Annotated in this window: 19 protein-coding genes; 1 reads left to right on the plus strand and 18 read right to left on the minus strand. The window is 62.1% G+C overall.

Annotated elements, in window-relative coordinates; translation table 11 throughout:
• The first annotated feature begins 26 nt into the window (after positions 1-26).
• Positions 27-293, plus strand: coding sequence for a hypothetical protein (locus HKK54_RS01765; RefSeq protein ID WP_010165918.1), 267 nt, complete (start codon positions 27-29; stop codon positions 291-293).
• A gap of 5 nt (positions 294-298) precedes the next feature.
• Here the strand turns inward: HKK54_RS01765 and HKK54_RS01770 are convergent, their stop codons facing one another.
• The 18 genes from HKK54_RS01770 to fabD all read right to left on the minus strand — a co-directional run bounded on the left by HKK54_RS01770 (position 299) and on the right by fabD (position 16,779).
• On the minus strand, positions 299-1,027 hold the full coding sequence (locus tag HKK54_RS01770) for a class I SAM-dependent methyltransferase (protein ID WP_010165916.1): 729 nt from the start codon (positions 1,025-1,027) through the stop codon (positions 299-301).
• 38 nt (positions 1,028-1,065) lie between these two features.
• Positions 1,066-1,986 (minus strand): PfkB family carbohydrate kinase, encoded by a 921-nt coding sequence (locus tag HKK54_RS01775; protein ID WP_169386003.1) that lies wholly within the window; start codon positions 1,984-1,986, stop codon positions 1,066-1,068.
• Positions 1,979-3,445, minus strand: a complete 1,467-nt coding sequence (locus HKK54_RS01780; RefSeq protein ID WP_010165912.1) for a purine-cytosine permease family protein — start codon at positions 3,443-3,445, stop codon at positions 1,979-1,981. The genes HKK54_RS01775 and HKK54_RS01780 overlap by 8 nt, the downstream gene beginning before the upstream one ends.
• Positions 3,446-3,643: 198 nt before the next feature.
• Complete coding sequence (locus HKK54_RS01785) at positions 3,644-4,645, minus strand: ADP-ribosylglycohydrolase family protein (protein WP_010165910.1); 1,002 nt, start codon at positions 4,643-4,645, stop codon at positions 3,644-3,646.
• Positions 4,642-5,355, minus strand: a complete 714-nt coding sequence (locus HKK54_RS01790; protein WP_029615719.1) for a GntR family transcriptional regulator — start codon at positions 5,353-5,355, stop codon at positions 4,642-4,644. The genes HKK54_RS01785 and HKK54_RS01790 overlap by 4 nt, the downstream gene beginning before the upstream one ends.
• 70 nt (positions 5,356-5,425) lie before the next feature.
• Positions 5,426-5,986, minus strand: a complete 561-nt coding sequence (locus HKK54_RS01795) for a DUF1285 domain-containing protein (RefSeq protein ID WP_010165906.1) — start codon at positions 5,984-5,986, stop codon at positions 5,426-5,428.
• A 17-nt stretch (positions 5,987-6,003) separates the two neighbouring features.
• Positions 6,004-6,609, minus strand: a complete 606-nt coding sequence (locus HKK54_RS01800) for a DUF4823 domain-containing protein (protein WP_010165905.1) — start codon at positions 6,607-6,609, stop codon at positions 6,004-6,006.
• A 75-nt stretch (positions 6,610-6,684) separates the two neighbouring features.
• Positions 6,685-7,653, minus strand: a complete 969-nt coding sequence (locus HKK54_RS01805; protein WP_169386004.1) for a GTP 3',8-cyclase MoaA — start codon at positions 7,651-7,653, stop codon at positions 6,685-6,687.
• Between the two features lie 114 nt (positions 7,654-7,767).
• Positions 7,768-8,424, minus strand: a complete 657-nt coding sequence (locus HKK54_RS01810) for a TetR/AcrR family transcriptional regulator (protein WP_010165901.1) — start codon at positions 8,422-8,424, stop codon at positions 7,768-7,770.
• Positions 8,425-8,861: 437 nt separating this feature from the next.
• A complete protein-coding gene (locus HKK54_RS01815; protein WP_169386005.1) occupies positions 8,862-9,647 on the minus strand; it encodes a TatD family hydrolase in 786 nt (261 codons plus the stop codon).
• Between the two features lie 63 nt (positions 9,648-9,710).
• Positions 9,711-10,700 carry a DNA polymerase III subunit delta' gene (locus tag HKK54_RS01820; protein ID WP_169386006.1) on the minus strand — a complete coding sequence of 330 codons (990 nt, stop codon included), beginning with the start codon at positions 10,698-10,700 and terminating at the stop codon, positions 9,711-9,713.
• On the minus strand, positions 10,693-11,325 hold the full coding sequence (gene tmk / locus HKK54_RS01825) for a dTMP kinase (protein ID WP_010165894.1): 633 nt from the start codon (positions 11,323-11,325) through the stop codon (positions 10,693-10,695). Before tmk ends, HKK54_RS01820 begins: the two co-directional genes overlap by 8 nt.
• Positions 11,326-11,344: 19 nt before the next feature.
• Positions 11,345-12,469, minus strand: coding sequence for an endolytic transglycosylase MltG (mltG, locus tag HKK54_RS01830; RefSeq protein WP_169386007.1), 1,125 nt, complete (start codon positions 12,467-12,469; stop codon positions 11,345-11,347).
• A gap of 1 nt (position 12,470) precedes the next feature.
• On the minus strand, positions 12,471-13,286 hold the full coding sequence (pabC, locus tag HKK54_RS01835; RefSeq protein WP_169386008.1) for an aminodeoxychorismate lyase: 816 nt from the start codon (positions 13,284-13,286) through the stop codon (positions 12,471-12,473).
• A complete protein-coding gene (gene fabF, locus HKK54_RS01840; RefSeq protein ID WP_010165889.1) occupies positions 13,286-14,530 on the minus strand; it encodes a beta-ketoacyl-ACP synthase II in 1,245 nt (414 codons plus the stop codon). Before fabF ends, pabC begins: the two co-directional genes overlap by 1 nt.
• Positions 14,531-14,640: 110 nt before the next feature.
• Positions 14,641-14,877 carry an acyl carrier protein gene (gene acpP / locus HKK54_RS01845; protein ID WP_010165887.1) on the minus strand — a complete coding sequence of 79 codons (237 nt, stop codon included), beginning with the start codon at positions 14,875-14,877 and terminating at the stop codon, positions 14,641-14,643.
• A gap of 192 nt (positions 14,878-15,069) precedes the next feature.
• Positions 15,070-15,813, minus strand: coding sequence for a 3-oxoacyl-ACP reductase FabG (gene fabG, locus HKK54_RS01850; RefSeq protein WP_004371297.1), 744 nt, complete (start codon positions 15,811-15,813; stop codon positions 15,070-15,072).
• A gap of 27 nt (positions 15,814-15,840) precedes the next feature.
• Positions 15,841-16,779, minus strand: coding sequence for an ACP S-malonyltransferase (gene fabD, locus HKK54_RS01855; RefSeq protein WP_169386009.1), 939 nt, complete (start codon positions 16,777-16,779; stop codon positions 15,841-15,843).
• Between the last annotated feature and the right edge of the window lie 124 nt (positions 16,780-16,903).

Below are 16,903 nucleotides of genomic sequence, written 5' to 3' on the forward strand. Positions count from 1 at the left end.
AACCATTTCCCAGTGAAGAGGTATGCATGAACGTCGATCACAACCTTGAAAAAGAAGTCCTGACCCGCCTGCTCCATGCCCACCCTAGTGGGCTGGGCAAGGAAGTGCTGGACAACTACCGGGGTGAAAAAGTGGTGGCCAGCGCCCTGGCCACCTTGCAGGACCGCGGCTGGATCAAGGAAGGCCATGTGACCTGCAACGAAGCCGGTGAACACGCGCTGAACCTGCCGATCAAGCTCACCGCGTCCGGCGTGGAAGCGGCCCGCAAGCTGGAAAGCGAAGCGGGCCAATAGCGGTGTCAGCGGTGAGCGGCGACCAATAGCATCATCGGTCGTTCCAGCTCTTCGGCCAGTGCCGGGCGGGCCTTCAGGTCCGCCTCGCTCGGGCCCCACTCGTTCACATGGCTCAAGGTAAAACCCGCCTCGATCAACAGCGTCAGCAACGTGCCCAACGTGCGGTGCTGCTTGATCACGCCCTCCGCCAACCAGTTGGTGACCCGCGGCCCTTCCAGTTGATAGCTGTCCACCGGCCAGCTTTTGCGCCCTTGCTCATCAATCAGCCAGCCCGGTTGCCGGGGCGCCATGAAGATCGGGTGCTCGATGGAAAACACTAACCGCCCGCCCGGCACCAACGCCTGATGGATGCGCGCGAACAGGCCTTTCAGATCGACGATGTAATGGAAAGCCAGCGAGCTGTAGGCCAGGTCGAAGGTAGCGGCAGGAAGGTCGAGGTGTTCAAGGTCGGCGATGGCGTAGGTGATGGCCGACGAGGACGTCATCTCCTCCGCCCGCGTCAGCATCTTGTGCGAGACATCCAGCCCCAGCACCTGCTCGGCGCCCTGCTCCTGCGCCCAGCGGCTGAACCAGCCGTAGCCGCAACCCAGGTCCACCACTTTCAACCCCGACATGAGCGGCAGCATCGCCTGCAACGCGGGCCACTCCGGGGCGCCGGCGAGACCTTCCACCGAGCGGCCCATTTTGCTGTAGCCCTCGAAGAAAACGTCGGTGTCGTAGATGTTCTGGGTCATGACGCTGCTCCGTGCTGAATGGCGACCATTCTGCCGAATCAGCCCGCGCTCAACAACGCATCCACTTCTGCCGTACCCGGTGAGGTCGCCGGGCCCCAGCGCGTGACGGCGAGTGCCGCCGCCGCATTCGCGCGACGCGCGGCCACCGCCGGCGCCAGGCCATTCGCCAGGCCTGCGACAAACACCCCGGCGTGGGCGTCGCCCGCGCCGTTGCTGTCCACCGCCTTGACCTTGAACCCCGGCACATGCTCGGCCTGACCGTTACGGCTGACCCAGCAGCCATTCGGCCCGTCGCGTACCACCAGCAAGGTGTTGGCGGGCAGGTGCTCGTTGAGCTTGAGCAATGCGCCTGCAAGATCGCTGGCGCCGGTGAATGCCAGGGCTTCCGGGCCGTTGCTGGTCCAGATGTCGATGCGCGGCAACAAAGCGACCATCAAAGCCGAGTCCGGCGCCTTGACCAGCGGGCCCGGGTCGAACACCACCGTGATCTGGCGCGGCAATGCCAATAGCCAATCGAGCAACGCCTGGGCCTTGCCCTCCAGCAGCAAGCTGTAGCCGCTGACGTACACATAGTCGTCGGCGTGGGGCACGGCATTCGCCAGGTCTTGCGCCAGCAAGTCACCTTCGGCGCCGATATGGGAAATGAAGGTGCGCTCGGTGGTGGCTTCGGTCAGGGACACACACAGGCCGGTGTCCTTGTCGTCGCTGGCGGCCAGGGCCATTTCAATGCCCTCGGCCTGCATCGCCGCGCGCGCCAGGTCGCCGAAGCGACCGGTGCCATGGCGGCCCAGATAGACCACCGGCAAGCCGTTGCGCCGAGCGGCGGCCATCACGTTGAAGCCGCCGCCGGCTTCGAAGCTGGCGGAATTGGCCAATACATCGCCGCCAGTGGCAGGCAACGTGTCGAGGGACATGACCAGGTCAACGATGACCTGGCCGCTGTGCAGCAATCTAGACATTAGCGCTCTCTACCAAAGCCGGGCGACGATCAGCCGCGCCACCCAGTACCGCATAAATCCCGCCGGCCACCAGGAAGGTGACGATCCAGCCCAGGCCGTTGTGGCCCAGCCAGGAATCGGACAGCGGCCCGGCGAACCAGATGTTCTCGGCCGTGGTGCCGATGGTGGTGAAGCTGAAGCCCAGCACAATCGCAATCGCCCAGGCGCCAAATGCGCGCCACTCAACCCCGCCGCGGTACCAGTAGGCACTGCTTGGCGTCACGTCGAGCAGGTCTTTGGGGCTGTAGTAGTGGCGATGAATCAGGTCGACCACAAAGATCCCGACCCAGGCGGTGATCGGTACGGCCAGCAACGAGATGAACGTGATGAACGGGCCGTAGAAGCTGTCGGCGATCAGCATGAAGTAGATCGAGCCGGCGAAGATCGCGACGATGTCGACGATCACCGCGTGCACACGCTTGACCTTCAAACCGAGGGTCAAGGTGGTGAGACCGGCCGAGTACACCGACAGGTTATTCGACAACAGCAGCCCGCCAAACGCGGTGATCAGGTACGGCACCGCCATCCAGGTCGGCAGCATGTCGCGGATCGCGATGATCGGGTCGGTGGCCGACGCCAGGTCGTTGTTGCCCACCGACAGCAGGCCGCCGAGGGTGATCAACAGCACCAGCGGAATCCCCGCACCAAAGGCGGCCGACGCCACCAGGCGCACGGCCTTGACGCTGCGATGCTGGTAGCGCGACATATCGGCACCGGCGTTGGCCCAGCCGATACCGGTACCGGCCGCCATGGTGCCGATGCCGATGATCATCGCGCTCATCGGTGCAGGCGTGGCGTTGAACACCGCACTCCAGTCGATGGTGGCGCAAAGGAAACCGCCCACCAGGATATTCAGTGCGCCGAACACGTAGGTGGCCCACTTCTGGATCACCAGCAAGGTGGCATGGCCCAGGCCGGAGACGGCCAGGGTCAGCAGCACGAAGAGGCCGATGAACAGCAGGGTCAGTACCGGTGCACTTTTGGCCGCAACCGGCGAGTTGAACAGGATCGAGCACAACGACAGCAGCACGAATGCGGCGGTGGTGGTGTTCACGGTTTCCCAGCCCAGGCGTGACATCAGCGACACCAGCGTAGGGCCGATATTGCCGCGCACGCCGAAGATCGCCCGGGACAGGGTCAGGCTCGGCGCACGGCCACGACGGCCGGCGATGGAGATGATGCCCACCACCGCAAACGAGCCGGCGGCGCCGAGGATCGCGACGATGATCGCCTGCCAGATCGCCAGGCCGCGAAACGCCACGAGGGTCGCGCCCAAGGGCAAACCGAGAATGCTGATGTTGGCCGCAAACCAGACCCAGAACAGTTGCAGCGGATGGCCGTTGCACTCGCCTTCCGGGACCGGCTCGATGCCGCGTGTTTCCAATTGCCCGGCGCTTTGGCCGGAAGAGGACGTACTCATGGTGGGGTGCTCCTGATGCCTGTTTTTTTGTGGTTGTGGCAGGTTGGCAAGTTGAATCTGTGTTCCGGTCTTCCTGACTCGACTGGATCAATGTGGGAGCTGGCTTGCCTGCGATAGCGTGGTGTCAGTCGATGATTCATCAACTGATCGACCGCTATCGCAGGCAAGCCAGCTGCCACATTTTTCGATCTGCGGTGCTCAGCGCAGCTCGAGCAGGCCTTGGACCAAGGGTTGCAGGTCCAGGCCATTCACCTGTTTGACCTGCTCGATCATCGCCTCAGGCCAGCACTGCATCCCCAGGCACGCGCCGAGCATCGCGCCGAGAATCGCAGCGATGGTGTCGGTGTCGCCACCCAGGCTGGCGGCCATGCACAGGGCCTCGAAGGCGTTCACTTCACCCACCGCGACTTGCTGCGCGAGGGCAAACGACACCACCACCGATTCCTGGGACGCGACGGAGGTGCCGATCAATTCGTAGAGCAAATCGGTAAACAGGGCCGTGTCGCCGCTGTCGACGCTCAAGGTGCGGGCCCAACTGATGCGGGTGGCGATGCGCCCGCCGGCAATCCAGTGGCCGTGGTTTTCCGCTTGCTGGGCGATCTGGGTGCCAATGTTCAGCGCTTCGCCCAGATCGACACCGTTGATCCCGGCAGACACCACCGCCGCCACCGCTGCGGCGCTGGAAATGCCCAGGTTGGTGTTGTGGGTGACCTGGCACGCCTGGATCACCGCCTGGATGAACTGCGCCGGGTCGTTGACGTCGGCCGCGATGCCCACCGGGGTGATGCGCATCGCGGCGCCGTTGGTGGTGCCGTAGCGCCCGGACTCTTCCGGCGTGTGGCCAGCCAGGATCATGTCGATCGCGCGTTTAGTCGAGGGGCCCAGCAAATCCTGGGAACCCTTGGCGCGCATCACCGCTTCCCAGTCGATCAGGCGCTGAGCGAGTTCGGTGGGTTCAATCTTTCCCTGCCCGTCGACCAGCAACTGGCCGACGAGGATCGCCTGTTCGGTGTCATCGGTGATCGAGCCCTTGGGCATGTTCGGCGCGATCGGCTGATCGGCGTCGGCATCTTCCAGGGCGGTGATCGCGCCGAAACGCGCCTTGACCTGCTCGCGGCTCAGGGACTGGGTGGGCATGCCCAATGCATCGCCCAGGGCCAGGCCGTAGAAGGCGCCGAGGGCACGGGTAGTGGCGGTCATGTCGGTGTTCCAAATTGAAGGTGCAGGCGAAAATGCAGAGGGTCGAGCAGGCTTTCGACGGATTCCATGAACCGGTCCTGCCGGTCGTAGGTGGTGCGCAGGGCCTTGAGAAACACCGTGCCCACCGGGCGGCCCAGCAATTGGGCGTCTTCTTCGTTCAGAGGCTCGGCACCGATCCATTGGCTGCCGGTGGCGCCGACGAAGCCGTAAGCCGCCAGGGTGATGGTCAGGGAGTTATCGATCAAGCCGACGTGCGGCAGGCTTTCCAGGCCACCGGAGGCCGGCATCAGCGAGCGCTCCAGGGACACGAACGTGCCGTCGGCGGCGCGACGGCGGCGGTCGAGGGCGATGAATTGGTCAGTGCCGTGACTGCTGAGCAGGTCTGGCCGGGTGACCGCTTCCAGGCGCAGGATTTCGGAGGTCACCACCGCACCAGTGTCAGCCAGGGCCTGGGCCCAGCCGCTGCGCTGGTCCAGCACCATGCCGTCGAAGGTGACGATGGAGCCGACGCCGCTTTGGGTGGCGATGTAGCTGCGGCGCTTGAGCTCGGCCAGTGCTTCACGCAGGGTGCCACGGCTGACGGAAAACTCTTCGGCCAACTGATGCTCACCCGGCAGCAGGACACCGTCGGCCATCACTCCACCCTCAATCCGGCGGATCAGCTCGTCGACGACGCGTTTTTTCTTATCAAATCGGACATGTCTAATCATGTACAAATTGATAACCGAAAGCGCCCGGCTACAGCAAGCGAATTATTTCAGGAGAAGGGAAAATTCAGCCTCAGGGTTCCAGGCCGATGGGGAAAAATACCCCGCCGCTCCAGACGCCAAGCCAGTTCTTACCGTTGATCGGACGGGTCACCGCCAGCTCCACCAACTGATAGAACGCGTTGCGGTGAACCAGGGCTTCGAGGTTGGTACGCACCCGCACATACGGCGAGGGTTCCTGGGTGTCCGGGTCTATCACCACTCGCAGCGGATGCTCGATACCGGCCTCGACCTGTTCATCCACGTTGGTGGTAAAGCGCAGGACCTGGCTTTCGCCCTGCCCTTCGACTTCCAGGGTGACGGCGACAAAGGGCGCATCATCGACCTTGATCCCGACCTTTTCCACCGGCGTGATCAGGAAATAATCATCGCCATCGCGGCGGATGATATTGGAGAACAGCTTGACCATCGGCTTGCGGCCAATCGGTGTGCCCATGTAGAACCAGGTGCCGTCGCGGGCGATGCGCATGTCGATATCGCCGCAAAACGTCGGGTTCCACAGATGCACCGGCGCGGGCCCCTTGCCCTTGGGCAATTGCGCCAACAACTCATTGGCCTTGGCCGAATCGGTCATGGGGTACTCCTTGTGTCTTACTGATCGCTCATGCCCAACAGGCTGCGCGCGTAGTGCGCCAGGGGCTTGCCGATCAGATCTTCAGGCTTGTTGTCGTGGAACGTCAGTAAACCGCCACGACTGCGAATCCGCACAGTATCAATCAAATACTGGGTGCTGGTCTCGATCAACATGACCTGGATGGTCCCGGTGTCGATACCCAGGCGATCCACCGCCTCCTGGTCAGACCATTCATCAGCGTTGCCGATACGGTCATCCGCCTGGGCGAAACGGCAGTACAGCAGGTAATGCGCGCCGGCCGCGCGGGCTTCCGACATCGCCTGTTCCAGGCCTTCGGGCTTGCGGGCGCGGCGGACCATCGGGAAATATTCGACAAATCCATTGAACGCTTCCTCGGCCACCACGTTAGGCCGCGGATACGCGCTGCCCGGCGGGGTAAATGCGCCCTGGGCGATGAAGACGAAGGAGTCCGGTTGTATGCGAACCGAATTGACGCGGCGGGTATCGCTGTGGTCCAGCAGGCCGGCATCGCTCATCTGATAGCGCGTGCCTTCGGCCATATCACTGACGGTCATGCAGCCACCCAGCGCGAGTGACGCCAGCACCAAAACCAGACTACGCATCCTAATTCTCCAGAAGCCGGTGACGGAAAACCGGCGAATGGGCACGAGATGCAGATTTTGCGCCAGCTTGCGGGACTAGCCGCCGATGATCTTCATGATGGTGGCGCCGCCGGAGAATGCCACTTCCTGCTTGTCGCCCAGGGCTTTGACCAGCAAGCGCTGCAAGGCCGGCAGGGCCTGGTGGCGGGGTTTGTCCAGCAGGTCGCCGACGTAGTGGCGGTTGCTCGACGACAGGCAGCCATGCAACCAGCCGGTGGACGACAGGCGCAAGCGCGAGCAGGTCCGGCAGAACGGCACGCTTTCATTGGCGATGACGCCAAAGAAACCCTTGCCGGGCACTTCGTAGCGAACGGCGGTGGCGTCCACCGGGGCATTGGCTTGCAGGTATTCATGATGCTCCCCTATCAGGCTGAGCAATTGCTGGAGGCTGACGAACTGCTGCAGGAACGCGTTGGAATCGGTGGCCAGGTGGCCCATGCGCATCAATTCGATAAAGCGCAGCTCGTAACCACGCTCCAGGCAATAGTCGAGCAGCGGCATCACCTGGTCGAGGTTCTGGCCGCGCAACGGCACCATGTTGACCTTGATCTTGATGCCGGCGGCGCTGGCCTGGTCCATGCCATCAAGCACGGTGGCCAGATCGCCACCCCGGGCGATGCTGCGGAAGGCGTTGGCGTCCAGGGTGTCGAGGGACACGTTGATCCGGCGAATCCCGGCGTCCACCAGCAGCGGCAATTTGCGCGCCAGCAGTTGGCCGTTGGTGGTCAGGCTGATGTCACTCAGGCCCATCTGCCCCACCGCGCCCATGAAGGCTTCCAGCTTGGGGCTGACCAGTGGTTCGCCACCGGTAATGCGCAGGCGCTCGATGCCCGCGGCCTCGATCAGGTACTCGACGCCACGCGCCATCGCCTCAGCCGAGAGTTCATCCTGCGCAGCCACCAGCCGCTTGCCGTTGGGCACGCAGTAGGTACAGGCGTAATTGCAGGCTGAGGTCAGGCTGATCCGCAAATTGCGGAATCGCCTGCCTTGACGATCAACGATCATGAACCACTCCGGCAGAGGATAATTTGGGGGCGCGCTAAAACCTGACTGAAAAATCAAGTTTTAGCAAGAGTCCTTGCCTGAGTATATTCCTGGGTTACTGCGCAAGGCAGTAAATCATTGGGCAGCTGGGGTTTCGGCGTTCGGCAGATCGGTGCTGTGCTTGCGCTTGTTGCCCATGCGCACGCCGATGTCCATCAGGAACTGGAAGAAACCTTCCTGGTCTTCCAGCACATTGCTCCAGAACGGCGAGTGATACAGCGCCACGGCGCCGTGCACCAACGCCCAGGCGGCGCAGTAGTGGAAATACGGCGGCACGTCTTCGAGCTTGCCTTCGCTGATGCGGCCCTTGATCAGCAGGGTCAGGCGTTCGAAGTTCGAGGCACGGATCTTGTGCAACTCCTCGACCATTTCCGGCACCTGATGGCCCTTGACCACTTTTTCTTCCAGGCGATCAAACAGGCGGTAGCGCTGCGGGTCACGCATACGGAACTCGAAGTAGGCGCGGGACAGCGCCTCCTTGTCCTTGTCGACATCGGCCGAATGCAGCAACTCGTTCAGGTCGCGCTCGTAGTCGAGCATCAGGCGCAGGTAGATCTCGGCCTTGGACTTGAAGTGCTTGTAGATGGTGCCTTTGCCGATACCCACGGCATCCGCAATCATCTCGACGGTGACGCTGTCTTCACCCTGGTCGAGGAACAGCTTGAGTGCGGTGTCGAGAATTTCCTGCTCGCGGCGGCGAAACTCACGGACCTTGCGGGGTTCTTTGTGCATAAGAAAAAGGTCTGCAGAGGTGGATATTGGGAGGGTGGTGTGCCCCAAGCCGTGCTTGTGGGAACGTTTTACCCGGTGCGCGGGATTATCCCGACTGAACGGTCGTTGGGCAACGCCTATATGAACAACCTTTGCACTTAACTTACAGCGCGCCAACGAATAAGCCGATTTGAGTCAGAAATAAAACAGCCCGCTGCCGCCTGTGCATCGCAATCAATGAGAACTCAACCGAAGCGGGCGTATTCCAAATCTGTTTAAAAAACGATCAGATGTGGCTGGACTGAATCGGATACTGATCAATACTTGAAATGTCGGCGTGGCATCTCCCCCAAGTGACGCGTCGACCTGGGTACCGACGGACTGCGTACCCTTGTTTTACTCCTAATGGTCTTAGCCCGGATTCCCCCCCCAGAACCCGGGTTTTTTTTGCCTGCGATTTAGTGGCCGACGTGGGCCAGCGGGAACAGACGCTTGAAGTTTTCGGTGGTCTGTTCGGCAAAACGCTCGTAAGACTCGCCCCGCAGCATCGCCAGGTAATCCGCCACATCCCGCACGTATTCCGGCAGGTTGGGCTTGCCGCGATGGGGAATCGGCGCCAGGTACGGCGAATCGGTTTCCACCAGCAGGCGGTCTGCCGGCACTTGCCGTGCCACATCACGCAGGGCGTCGGCATTGCGGAAGGTGACGATGCCCGACAGGGAAATGTAGAAACCCAGGTCGAGCGCGGCCTTGGCCATGTCCCAGTCTTCTGTGAAGCAGTGCAGCACACCGGCTTGGGGCAACGCAGCTTCGCGCAACAGGGTCAGGGTGTCGGCACGGGCACCACGGGTGTGGACGATCACCGGCTTGCCGGTTTGCCGGGCCGCTTGCAGGTGCAGGCGGAACGACGCCTGCTGCAACTCGGCGGCTTCCGGTTCGTAGTGGTAATCCAGGCCGGTCTCGCCGATGGCCACCACGCGCGGGTGATTGAGCTCGCCAAGCAGCCAGTCGAGGGCCGGGGCTTCGCCGGGCTTCAGGTCCAGCGGATGAATGCCCACCGAGCAGTCGACGTCGGCATAACGATCGGCCAGGGCTTTGACGTCGGCGGCGTTTTCGGCGCTGACGCCGATGCACAGGAAGTGCCCTACGCCGCGCTGACGCGCTGCTTCGAGGGCGGCATCGAGGGAGCCACCGTGCTGGGCCAGGTCGAGGCGATCAAGGTGGCAATGGGAATCTACGAGCATAGGGATCTACAACTTGAGTCACGGGAAGTGTCTGGCCAACGATACACCCGTCGGCCACTGAAATTAACGCCGGCCGAGCAAGCCGACCCACTGCACCAGCAAGGCCTCAAGCAACAGCACACGGTTGAGGTTGGCCTTGCCCAGTACTTTCTGGCGTTGGGCGAGGATCCAGTCCTGAATGTTCAGGACCTTGTCCTGGGCACTCTTCTGCGCCAGGTATTGCACCACCTTGCGCATGTCCGGAAGGCCCAGGCCGCTTTCGTCCTGGGTCAGCTGGTAGCGCAGGACCAAGCTCGACCAGTCGCAGAACCAGTCGAACAGCAGCAGCAAGGGAATGTCTTTCCAGGCGGTTTCGGCCAGTTGCGTGGCCGACACTTCCTGCTTGAGCAGTTTCTTCACGCCGTCCACCACCAGCGCACGCTGTTCCCGCACGCCCTGGGCATGGAGCTTGACGGCGGCCAGGGGCGAACCGGCGGCCAGGGTCAACAGCTCGACGCGCTCGGCCTCGCCGCACTCCGGCAACGCCTGGGCCAGCCACTGCAGGCTCATGGCTTCGCTCGGCAACGGGCAAGCCTGTTGCACGCAGCGGCTGCGGATAGTCGGCAGCAGGCGGCTGGACTGGTGGCTGACCAGCAGCAGCACGGTATCGCCGGACGGTTCTTCGAGGCTCTTGAGCAAGGCGTTGGCGGCGTTGATGTTCATCGACTCCACCGGCTCGATGAGTACCACCTTGCGCCCGCCCATCTGCGCGGTCTGCACCACGAAGCTGACCAGATCACGCACCTGGTCGACCTTGATCGCCTTGTCGGCTTCTTCGGGTTCCAGCAGATAGTTGTCCGGGTGGCTGCCGGCCTTCAGCAGCATGCAGGATTTACATTCGCCGCAGGCCTCCAGGCCGTTGGGCCGCTGGCACAACAAGCTGGCCATCAACCGCTCCGCCAGGGCGCGCTTGCCGATGCCCGCCGGGCCGTGAAGCAAGTAGGCATGGGCGTGCTGGGCACGGCCCGCCAGTTGCTGCCAGAGACTGTCCTGCCACGGGTAGGCTTCAGCCACGGACACGCTCCACGAGTTTCGGCAACAGGGCGTCAATCGCCTGTTGTACGTGAGTCAGGGGCTGCGCGGCGTCCAGCAGGTAATACCGGGCGGGGTCGGCTTCGGCACGCTTGAGAAACGCACCGCGCACGGCCTCAAAAAACACTCGGGTTTCAAGCTCGAAACGATCCAGGCGACCGCGGGCGGTGGCGCGGGCCATGCCGACTTCCACCGGCAGATCGAACACCAGGGTCAGGTCGGGCCGCAGATCGCCCTGGACGAAGGTTTCGAGGGTCGCAATGCGCTCCAGGGATAAGCCACGACCGCCGCCCTGATAGGCATAGGTGGAATCGGTAAACCGGTCACAAATCACCACCGCGCCACGGGCCAGGGCCGGGCGAATGACTTCGGCCAGGTGCTGGGCGCGGGCGGCAAACACCAGCAGCAGCTCGGTGTCGGGATTCATCTGTTCGTCGCCCGGGGTCAGCAGCACTTCACGGATACGCTCGGCCAGGGGCGTGCCGCCGGGCTCACGGGTCAGCAGCACCTCGATACCTTCGGCGCGCAGGCGCTCGGCCAGGTATTCACGGTTGGTGCTTTTGCCGGCGCCTTCCGGGCCTTCCAGGGTAATAAACAAGCCAGTCACAGGCAGTCCTTAGTCAGAGTCATTGCGGGCTTTGCGGCGCGGTGTCATCGGGTGCGGGAGACAGCTCGGCGGGCGTATCAACCGGTGCGTCCTCAGGTTTCGCCGCCGGTGCGGGCGCCGGACTGGAACGGTAGTCAGCGCGGCGCTTCATCTGGAACTCACGCACCGCAGCGTTATGCGCATCCAGGTTGTCCGAGAAAATATGGCTGCCGTCGCCACGGGCGACAAAATACAGGCTGCTGCCCGCCACCGGGTTCAGCGCGGCATGGATCGCCTCACGCCCGACCATGGCAATCGGCGTCGGCGGCAGGCCGGCGATCACGTAGGTGTTGTAGGGCGTGGCTTCCTTGAGATGGGCACGGGTCAGCTTGCCGGTGTAGCGCTCGCCGAGGCCGTAGATCACGGTCGGGTCGGTTTGCAGCAGCATGCCGATCTGCATGCGCCGTACAAAAACCCCGGCTATCTGGCCGCGCTCTTCGGCCACGCCGGTTTCTTTCTCCACCAGCGAGGCCATGATCAGCGCTTGATAGGGCTCGGTGTACGGCGCGTCGGCCGCACGCTTGCTCCACTCCTGGGCGAGGACATCGTCCAGACGGTTGTAGGATTTTTTCAGTAACTCGACGTCGCTCATGCCGCGCACGAAGCGGTAGGTGTCCGGGAAGAAGCGGCCTTCGGGAAACACACCGGGGTGGCCAAGTTTTTCCATGACTTCGCTGTCAGTCAGGCCCGACAGGGTTTGCTCGATCTTCTCGTGCTTGGCCAGGGCGGCGCGCACCTGACGGAAGTTCCAGCCTTCTACCAGCGTGATGCTGTACTGCACCACTTCGCCACGCTGCCACAGGCCGATCAAGCCTTCGGCGGTGAGGCCTGGGGTCATGCGATATTCGCCGCTGTGCAGCGGCTGGCCGTCGAGATTGAAGCGCCAGTAGAGACGCAACCAGAACGCATCCTTGAGCACGCCGTCATTTTCCAGGCGATTGAAGGTGCCGGTGGGCGTCGCGCCGGCCGGTACGTCCAGCAATTGCTCCTGGGTCAGATTCAAGGGCTGCTCAAGGGCCGAGTTGAGCTTCCAGGCCGAAGCGCCCAGCAGCAAACCCGCCAGGACCAGACCGATCTCCAGCAGCAATACAAATTTACGTCTCAAATCAAATATCCAATAGTGCGCGAACAATGCCCTGCAGTTTACGGGTGAGCGGCCCAACCGGCCAGCTCATCGCAGCACATCCGCGCACCGGCCAAATGCCATATACGCTGTTGCACACAAAGACTTCGTCGGCCTGTTGCAGCTGTTCAACGCTGATGTCGGCCACGCTCGTAGGGATGCCCAGCACCTGCGCCTGGGCCAACACCTCGGCCCGCATGACGCCGGCGACACCGCAGCGATTCAGATCAGCGGTAAGCAACACGCCGTCACGCACCAGAAACAGGTTGCTGAAGACGCCTTCGACAACTCGACCGGACATATCCAGCATCAAACCTTCGGCGTGATCGGCGTCCTGCCACTCGTTGCGGGCGAACACCTGTTCCAGGCGATTGAGGTGCTTGAGACCGGCGAGCAAGGGCTGCTCGGACAAACGGGTGGTACACGCAAACAGGCGAATGCCTGAAGCTGCATGTTCCGGGGGATAAGTGGCAGGCGGGCTGCCTTGCAGAATGCGCCGCGCGGGAGCGCCAGCGCTGATGCCATAACCGCGCTGGCTGTCGCCACGGGTCAGGATCAACTTGAGTACACCGTCACCGAGGGCGGCGGCATAGGCCAGCAATTCGCTGCGAATCAACGGCTGATTCGCAACAATCGCCAACCGCCTGCAACCCTCTTCAAGGCGCTGCAGGTGGCGGTCGAGCAGCACGGGCTGCCCGGCCTTGACGGCAATGGTCTCGAACAGCCCATCACCGTATGCCAGGCCACGGTCTTTCAGGGGCACTGCGCCCGCCGGCTGACCGTCGACCCAGCTTTCCATCACTCGGCGAACCGGCGGAACACCAGGGAACCGTTGGTGCCACCAAAACCGAACGAGTTGGACAACACCACGTCGATCGGCATCTTCTGCGCTTCGTGAGGCACGAAGTTCAGGTCGCAGCCTGCATCCGGCTCATCGAGGTTGATGGTCGGCGGAGCGACCTGATCCTTGATGGCCAGCACACTGAAGATCGCCTCGACCGCGCCCGCCGCACCCAACAGGTGGCCGGTCATGGACTTGGTGGAGCTGACCGCCAGCTTGTAGGCGTGCTCTCCGAACACCGACTTGATGGCCTCGGCTTCCGCCAGGTCACCCGTCGGCGTAGAAGTGCCGTGGGCGTTGATGTACTGCACCTGGTCGATGTTGACCTTGGCATCACGCAACGCGTTGGTGATGCAGCGTGCAGCACCTGCACCGTCAGACGGTGGCGAGGTCATGTGGTACGCATCACCGCTCATGCCGAAGCCAATCAGCTCGGCGTAAATGGTAGCGCCACGGGCCTTCGCGTGTTCCAGCTCTTCGAGGACCAGTGCACCGGCGCCGTCAGCCAGCACAAAGCCATCACGGCCCTTGTCCCACGGACGACTGGCACGGGTCGGCTCGTCATTGCGGGTCGACAGTGCACGGGACGCGCCGAAGCCGCCCATGCCCAAACCGCAGGCGGCCATCTCGGCGCCGCCGGCGATCATCACATCGGCTTCGTCATAGGCGATATTGCGCGCCGCCATGCCGATGCAGTGAGTACCCGTGGTGCACGCCGTGGAAATGGCGTAGTTAGGCCCCTGGGCACCCAAGTGGATGGACAGGAAACCGGAAATCATATTGATGATCGAGCCAGGCACGAAGAACGGTGAAATTCGACGAGGGCCGGAATCATGCAACGTGCGGCTGGTTTCTTCGATATTGGTCAGACCGCCAATACCCGAACCCATGGCCACGCCGATGCGCTCACGGTTGGCGTCGGTAACTTCCAGGCCGGCATTACGCACCGCCTGAAAACCGGCTGCCAGGCCGTATTGAATGAACAGGTCGAGTTTGCGGGACTCTTTGACCGAGAGATATTCCTCGACATTGAAGTCCTTTACCGAGCCGCCAAAACGGGTGGAATAGGCAGAAAGGTCCGTGTGTTCGATCAGACCAATACCACTGCGGCCAGCCAGAATGCCCTGCCAACTGCTCGGCACATCCGTACCCAGTGGCGACAACATACCCATACCGGTGACTACGACGCGTCTACGCGACACAGCACTCTCCTTTTTCTAATGACGACACTTTGCATCAGGCTTAAAGGAAAAAACCGCACGCCATAGGGCAGTGCGGTTTTTCCATCACAGCAAGCGACGATTACAAACTATTACGCCTGGTGGCTAGTAACGTAGTCGATAGCAGCTTGAACGGTAGTGATTTTTTCAGCTTCTTCGTCCGGGATTTCGGTCTCGAATTCCTCTTCCAGAGCCATCACCAGCTCAACGGTGTCAAGGGAGTCGGCACCCAGGTCTTCAACGAAGGAAGCAGTGTTGGTCACTTCTTCTTCTTTAACGCCCAGTTGCTCAGCAACGATTTTCTTGACGCGCTCTTCGATGGTGCTCATACCTTGTTTTCACTCCTAATGGACAAATTCAGGCAGCTGGCCAGTGGGTAAGTGTATAGAAAGGCTTTTCAGCTTTTCAACTGAAAGCTTCACCCTCGTACCCTATCGGCCATCTGCCTATAAATAGATTGCAGCTTTATAACGGATTTTAGACAGCTCGTATGACATTTTTTTGAAGCGATCCGTCACAATTTAACTCATGTACATCCCGCCGTTCACCGGGATTGTAGCCCCAGTCACGTATGCCGCACCGTCGGATGCCAGGAAAGCGACCACATTCGCGATCTCTTGAGCCTGGCCCAGACGGCCCAGCGGAATCTGCGTCAGCAACGCTTCACGCTGCGCTTCAGGCAGTTCGCGGGTCATATCGGTGTCGATGAACCCTGGGGCCACCGAGTTGACCGTAATCGACCGCGAGCCCACTTCACGCGCCAGTGCACGGCTGAAACCTTCCAGACCGGCCTTGGCGGCTGCGTAGTTTACTTGGCCTGCGTTGCCCATGGCACCCACTACGGAGCCAATATTGATAATTCGACCCCAACGGGCCTTGGTCATGCCGCGCAAAACACCCTTGGACAGGCGAAACAGACTGTTCAGGTTGGTATCAACGACGTCATGCCACTCGTCGTCTTTCATGCGCATCATCAGGTTATCGCGGGTAATGCCGGCGTTGTTCACCAGAATAGCCGGTGCACCGAATTGCGCCGTGATTTCAGCCAATACAGCCGCCACGGACTCATCGCTGGTCACGTTAAGCTCAAGACCGGTGCCCTGAACGCCGTTTTCCTTCAAGGTCGCGGCAATACGCTCAGCGCCGGCGGCGGAGGTGGCGGTACCGATGACGACAGCGCCCAGACGGCCCAGCTCCAGGGCGATCGCCTGGCCAATGCCACGGCTTGCGCCGGTAACCAGTGCAACTTTACCTTGCAGACTCATGCAGGCTTCTCCTAGGTTCGGAAATTATCAGGCCAGGGCTGCGCGAGCGGCAGCGAAGGCATCCGGGGTATTGAGGTTGGAAGTCGACACGCCTTCGGCGCAACGCTTGTTCAGGCCGGCCAGGACTTTGCCCGGGCCGCACTCTACCAATTGGGTGGCGCCGTTGGCAGCCAGGGTCTGCACCGACTCAACCCAGCGGACCGGCTTGTACAGTTGCTCCAGCAGGTCGCGCTTGAGGGTTTCCAGGTCGGGAGCCACTGCGGCACTCACGTTCTGCACCAACGGGATCTGTGGCGCCTGCCAGTTGATGGCGGCGACGGACTCGGCGAAACGCTCGGCAGCCGGGCGCATCAGCTCGCAGTGGGACGGCACGCTGACCGGCAGCGGCAATGCACGCTTGGCACCACGGGCCTTGCAGCCTTCGATGGCGCGCTCTACGGCGGCCTTGGCACCGGCGATCACCACCTGGCCAGGGGAGTTGAAGTTGACGGCGCTGACCACTTCGCCCTGGGCCGCTTCGGCACAGGCGGCGATCACGTCAGCATCTTCCAGGCCGAGAATGGCAGCCATGCCGCCCTGCCCGGCTGGAACCGCTTCCTGCATCAACTGGCCACGACGCTCCACCAGCTTGACCGCTTCACCGAGGGTCAGGCTGCCAGCGGCCACCAGGGCGCTGTATTCGCCCAGGCTATGACCGGCGACGTAGGCCGGATGCGCACCGCCTTCAGCCAGCCACAGGCGCCACAGGGCGATGGAGGCGGTCAGGATGGCCGGTTGGGTTTTGTCGGTTTGGTTGAGCAGCTCTTCCGGCCCTTGCTGGGTCAGTGCCCACAGGTCGTAACCCAAGGCATCGGAAGCTTCCTTGAAAGTGTCCAGGACCAGCGGATGTTCCGCGCCCAGCTCGGCCAACATGCCGAGGGACTGCGAACCCTGCCCTGGAAAGACGAATGCGAGGGATGTAGACATGTAACAAGCCCCTAATGATCTGGTCGTCGGAAATTGGCGCCCCACATGTGGGAGCGCGAGAAACTGACAGATTGGATGGTCAATTGAACTGGCCGGTCACATTTAAGCATTTCCGGCCCGATTC

Source organism: Pseudomonas sp. ADAK13 (assembly GCF_012935715.1).
Taxonomy (GTDB): Bacteria; Pseudomonadota; Gammaproteobacteria; order Pseudomonadales; family Pseudomonadaceae; genus Aquipseudomonas.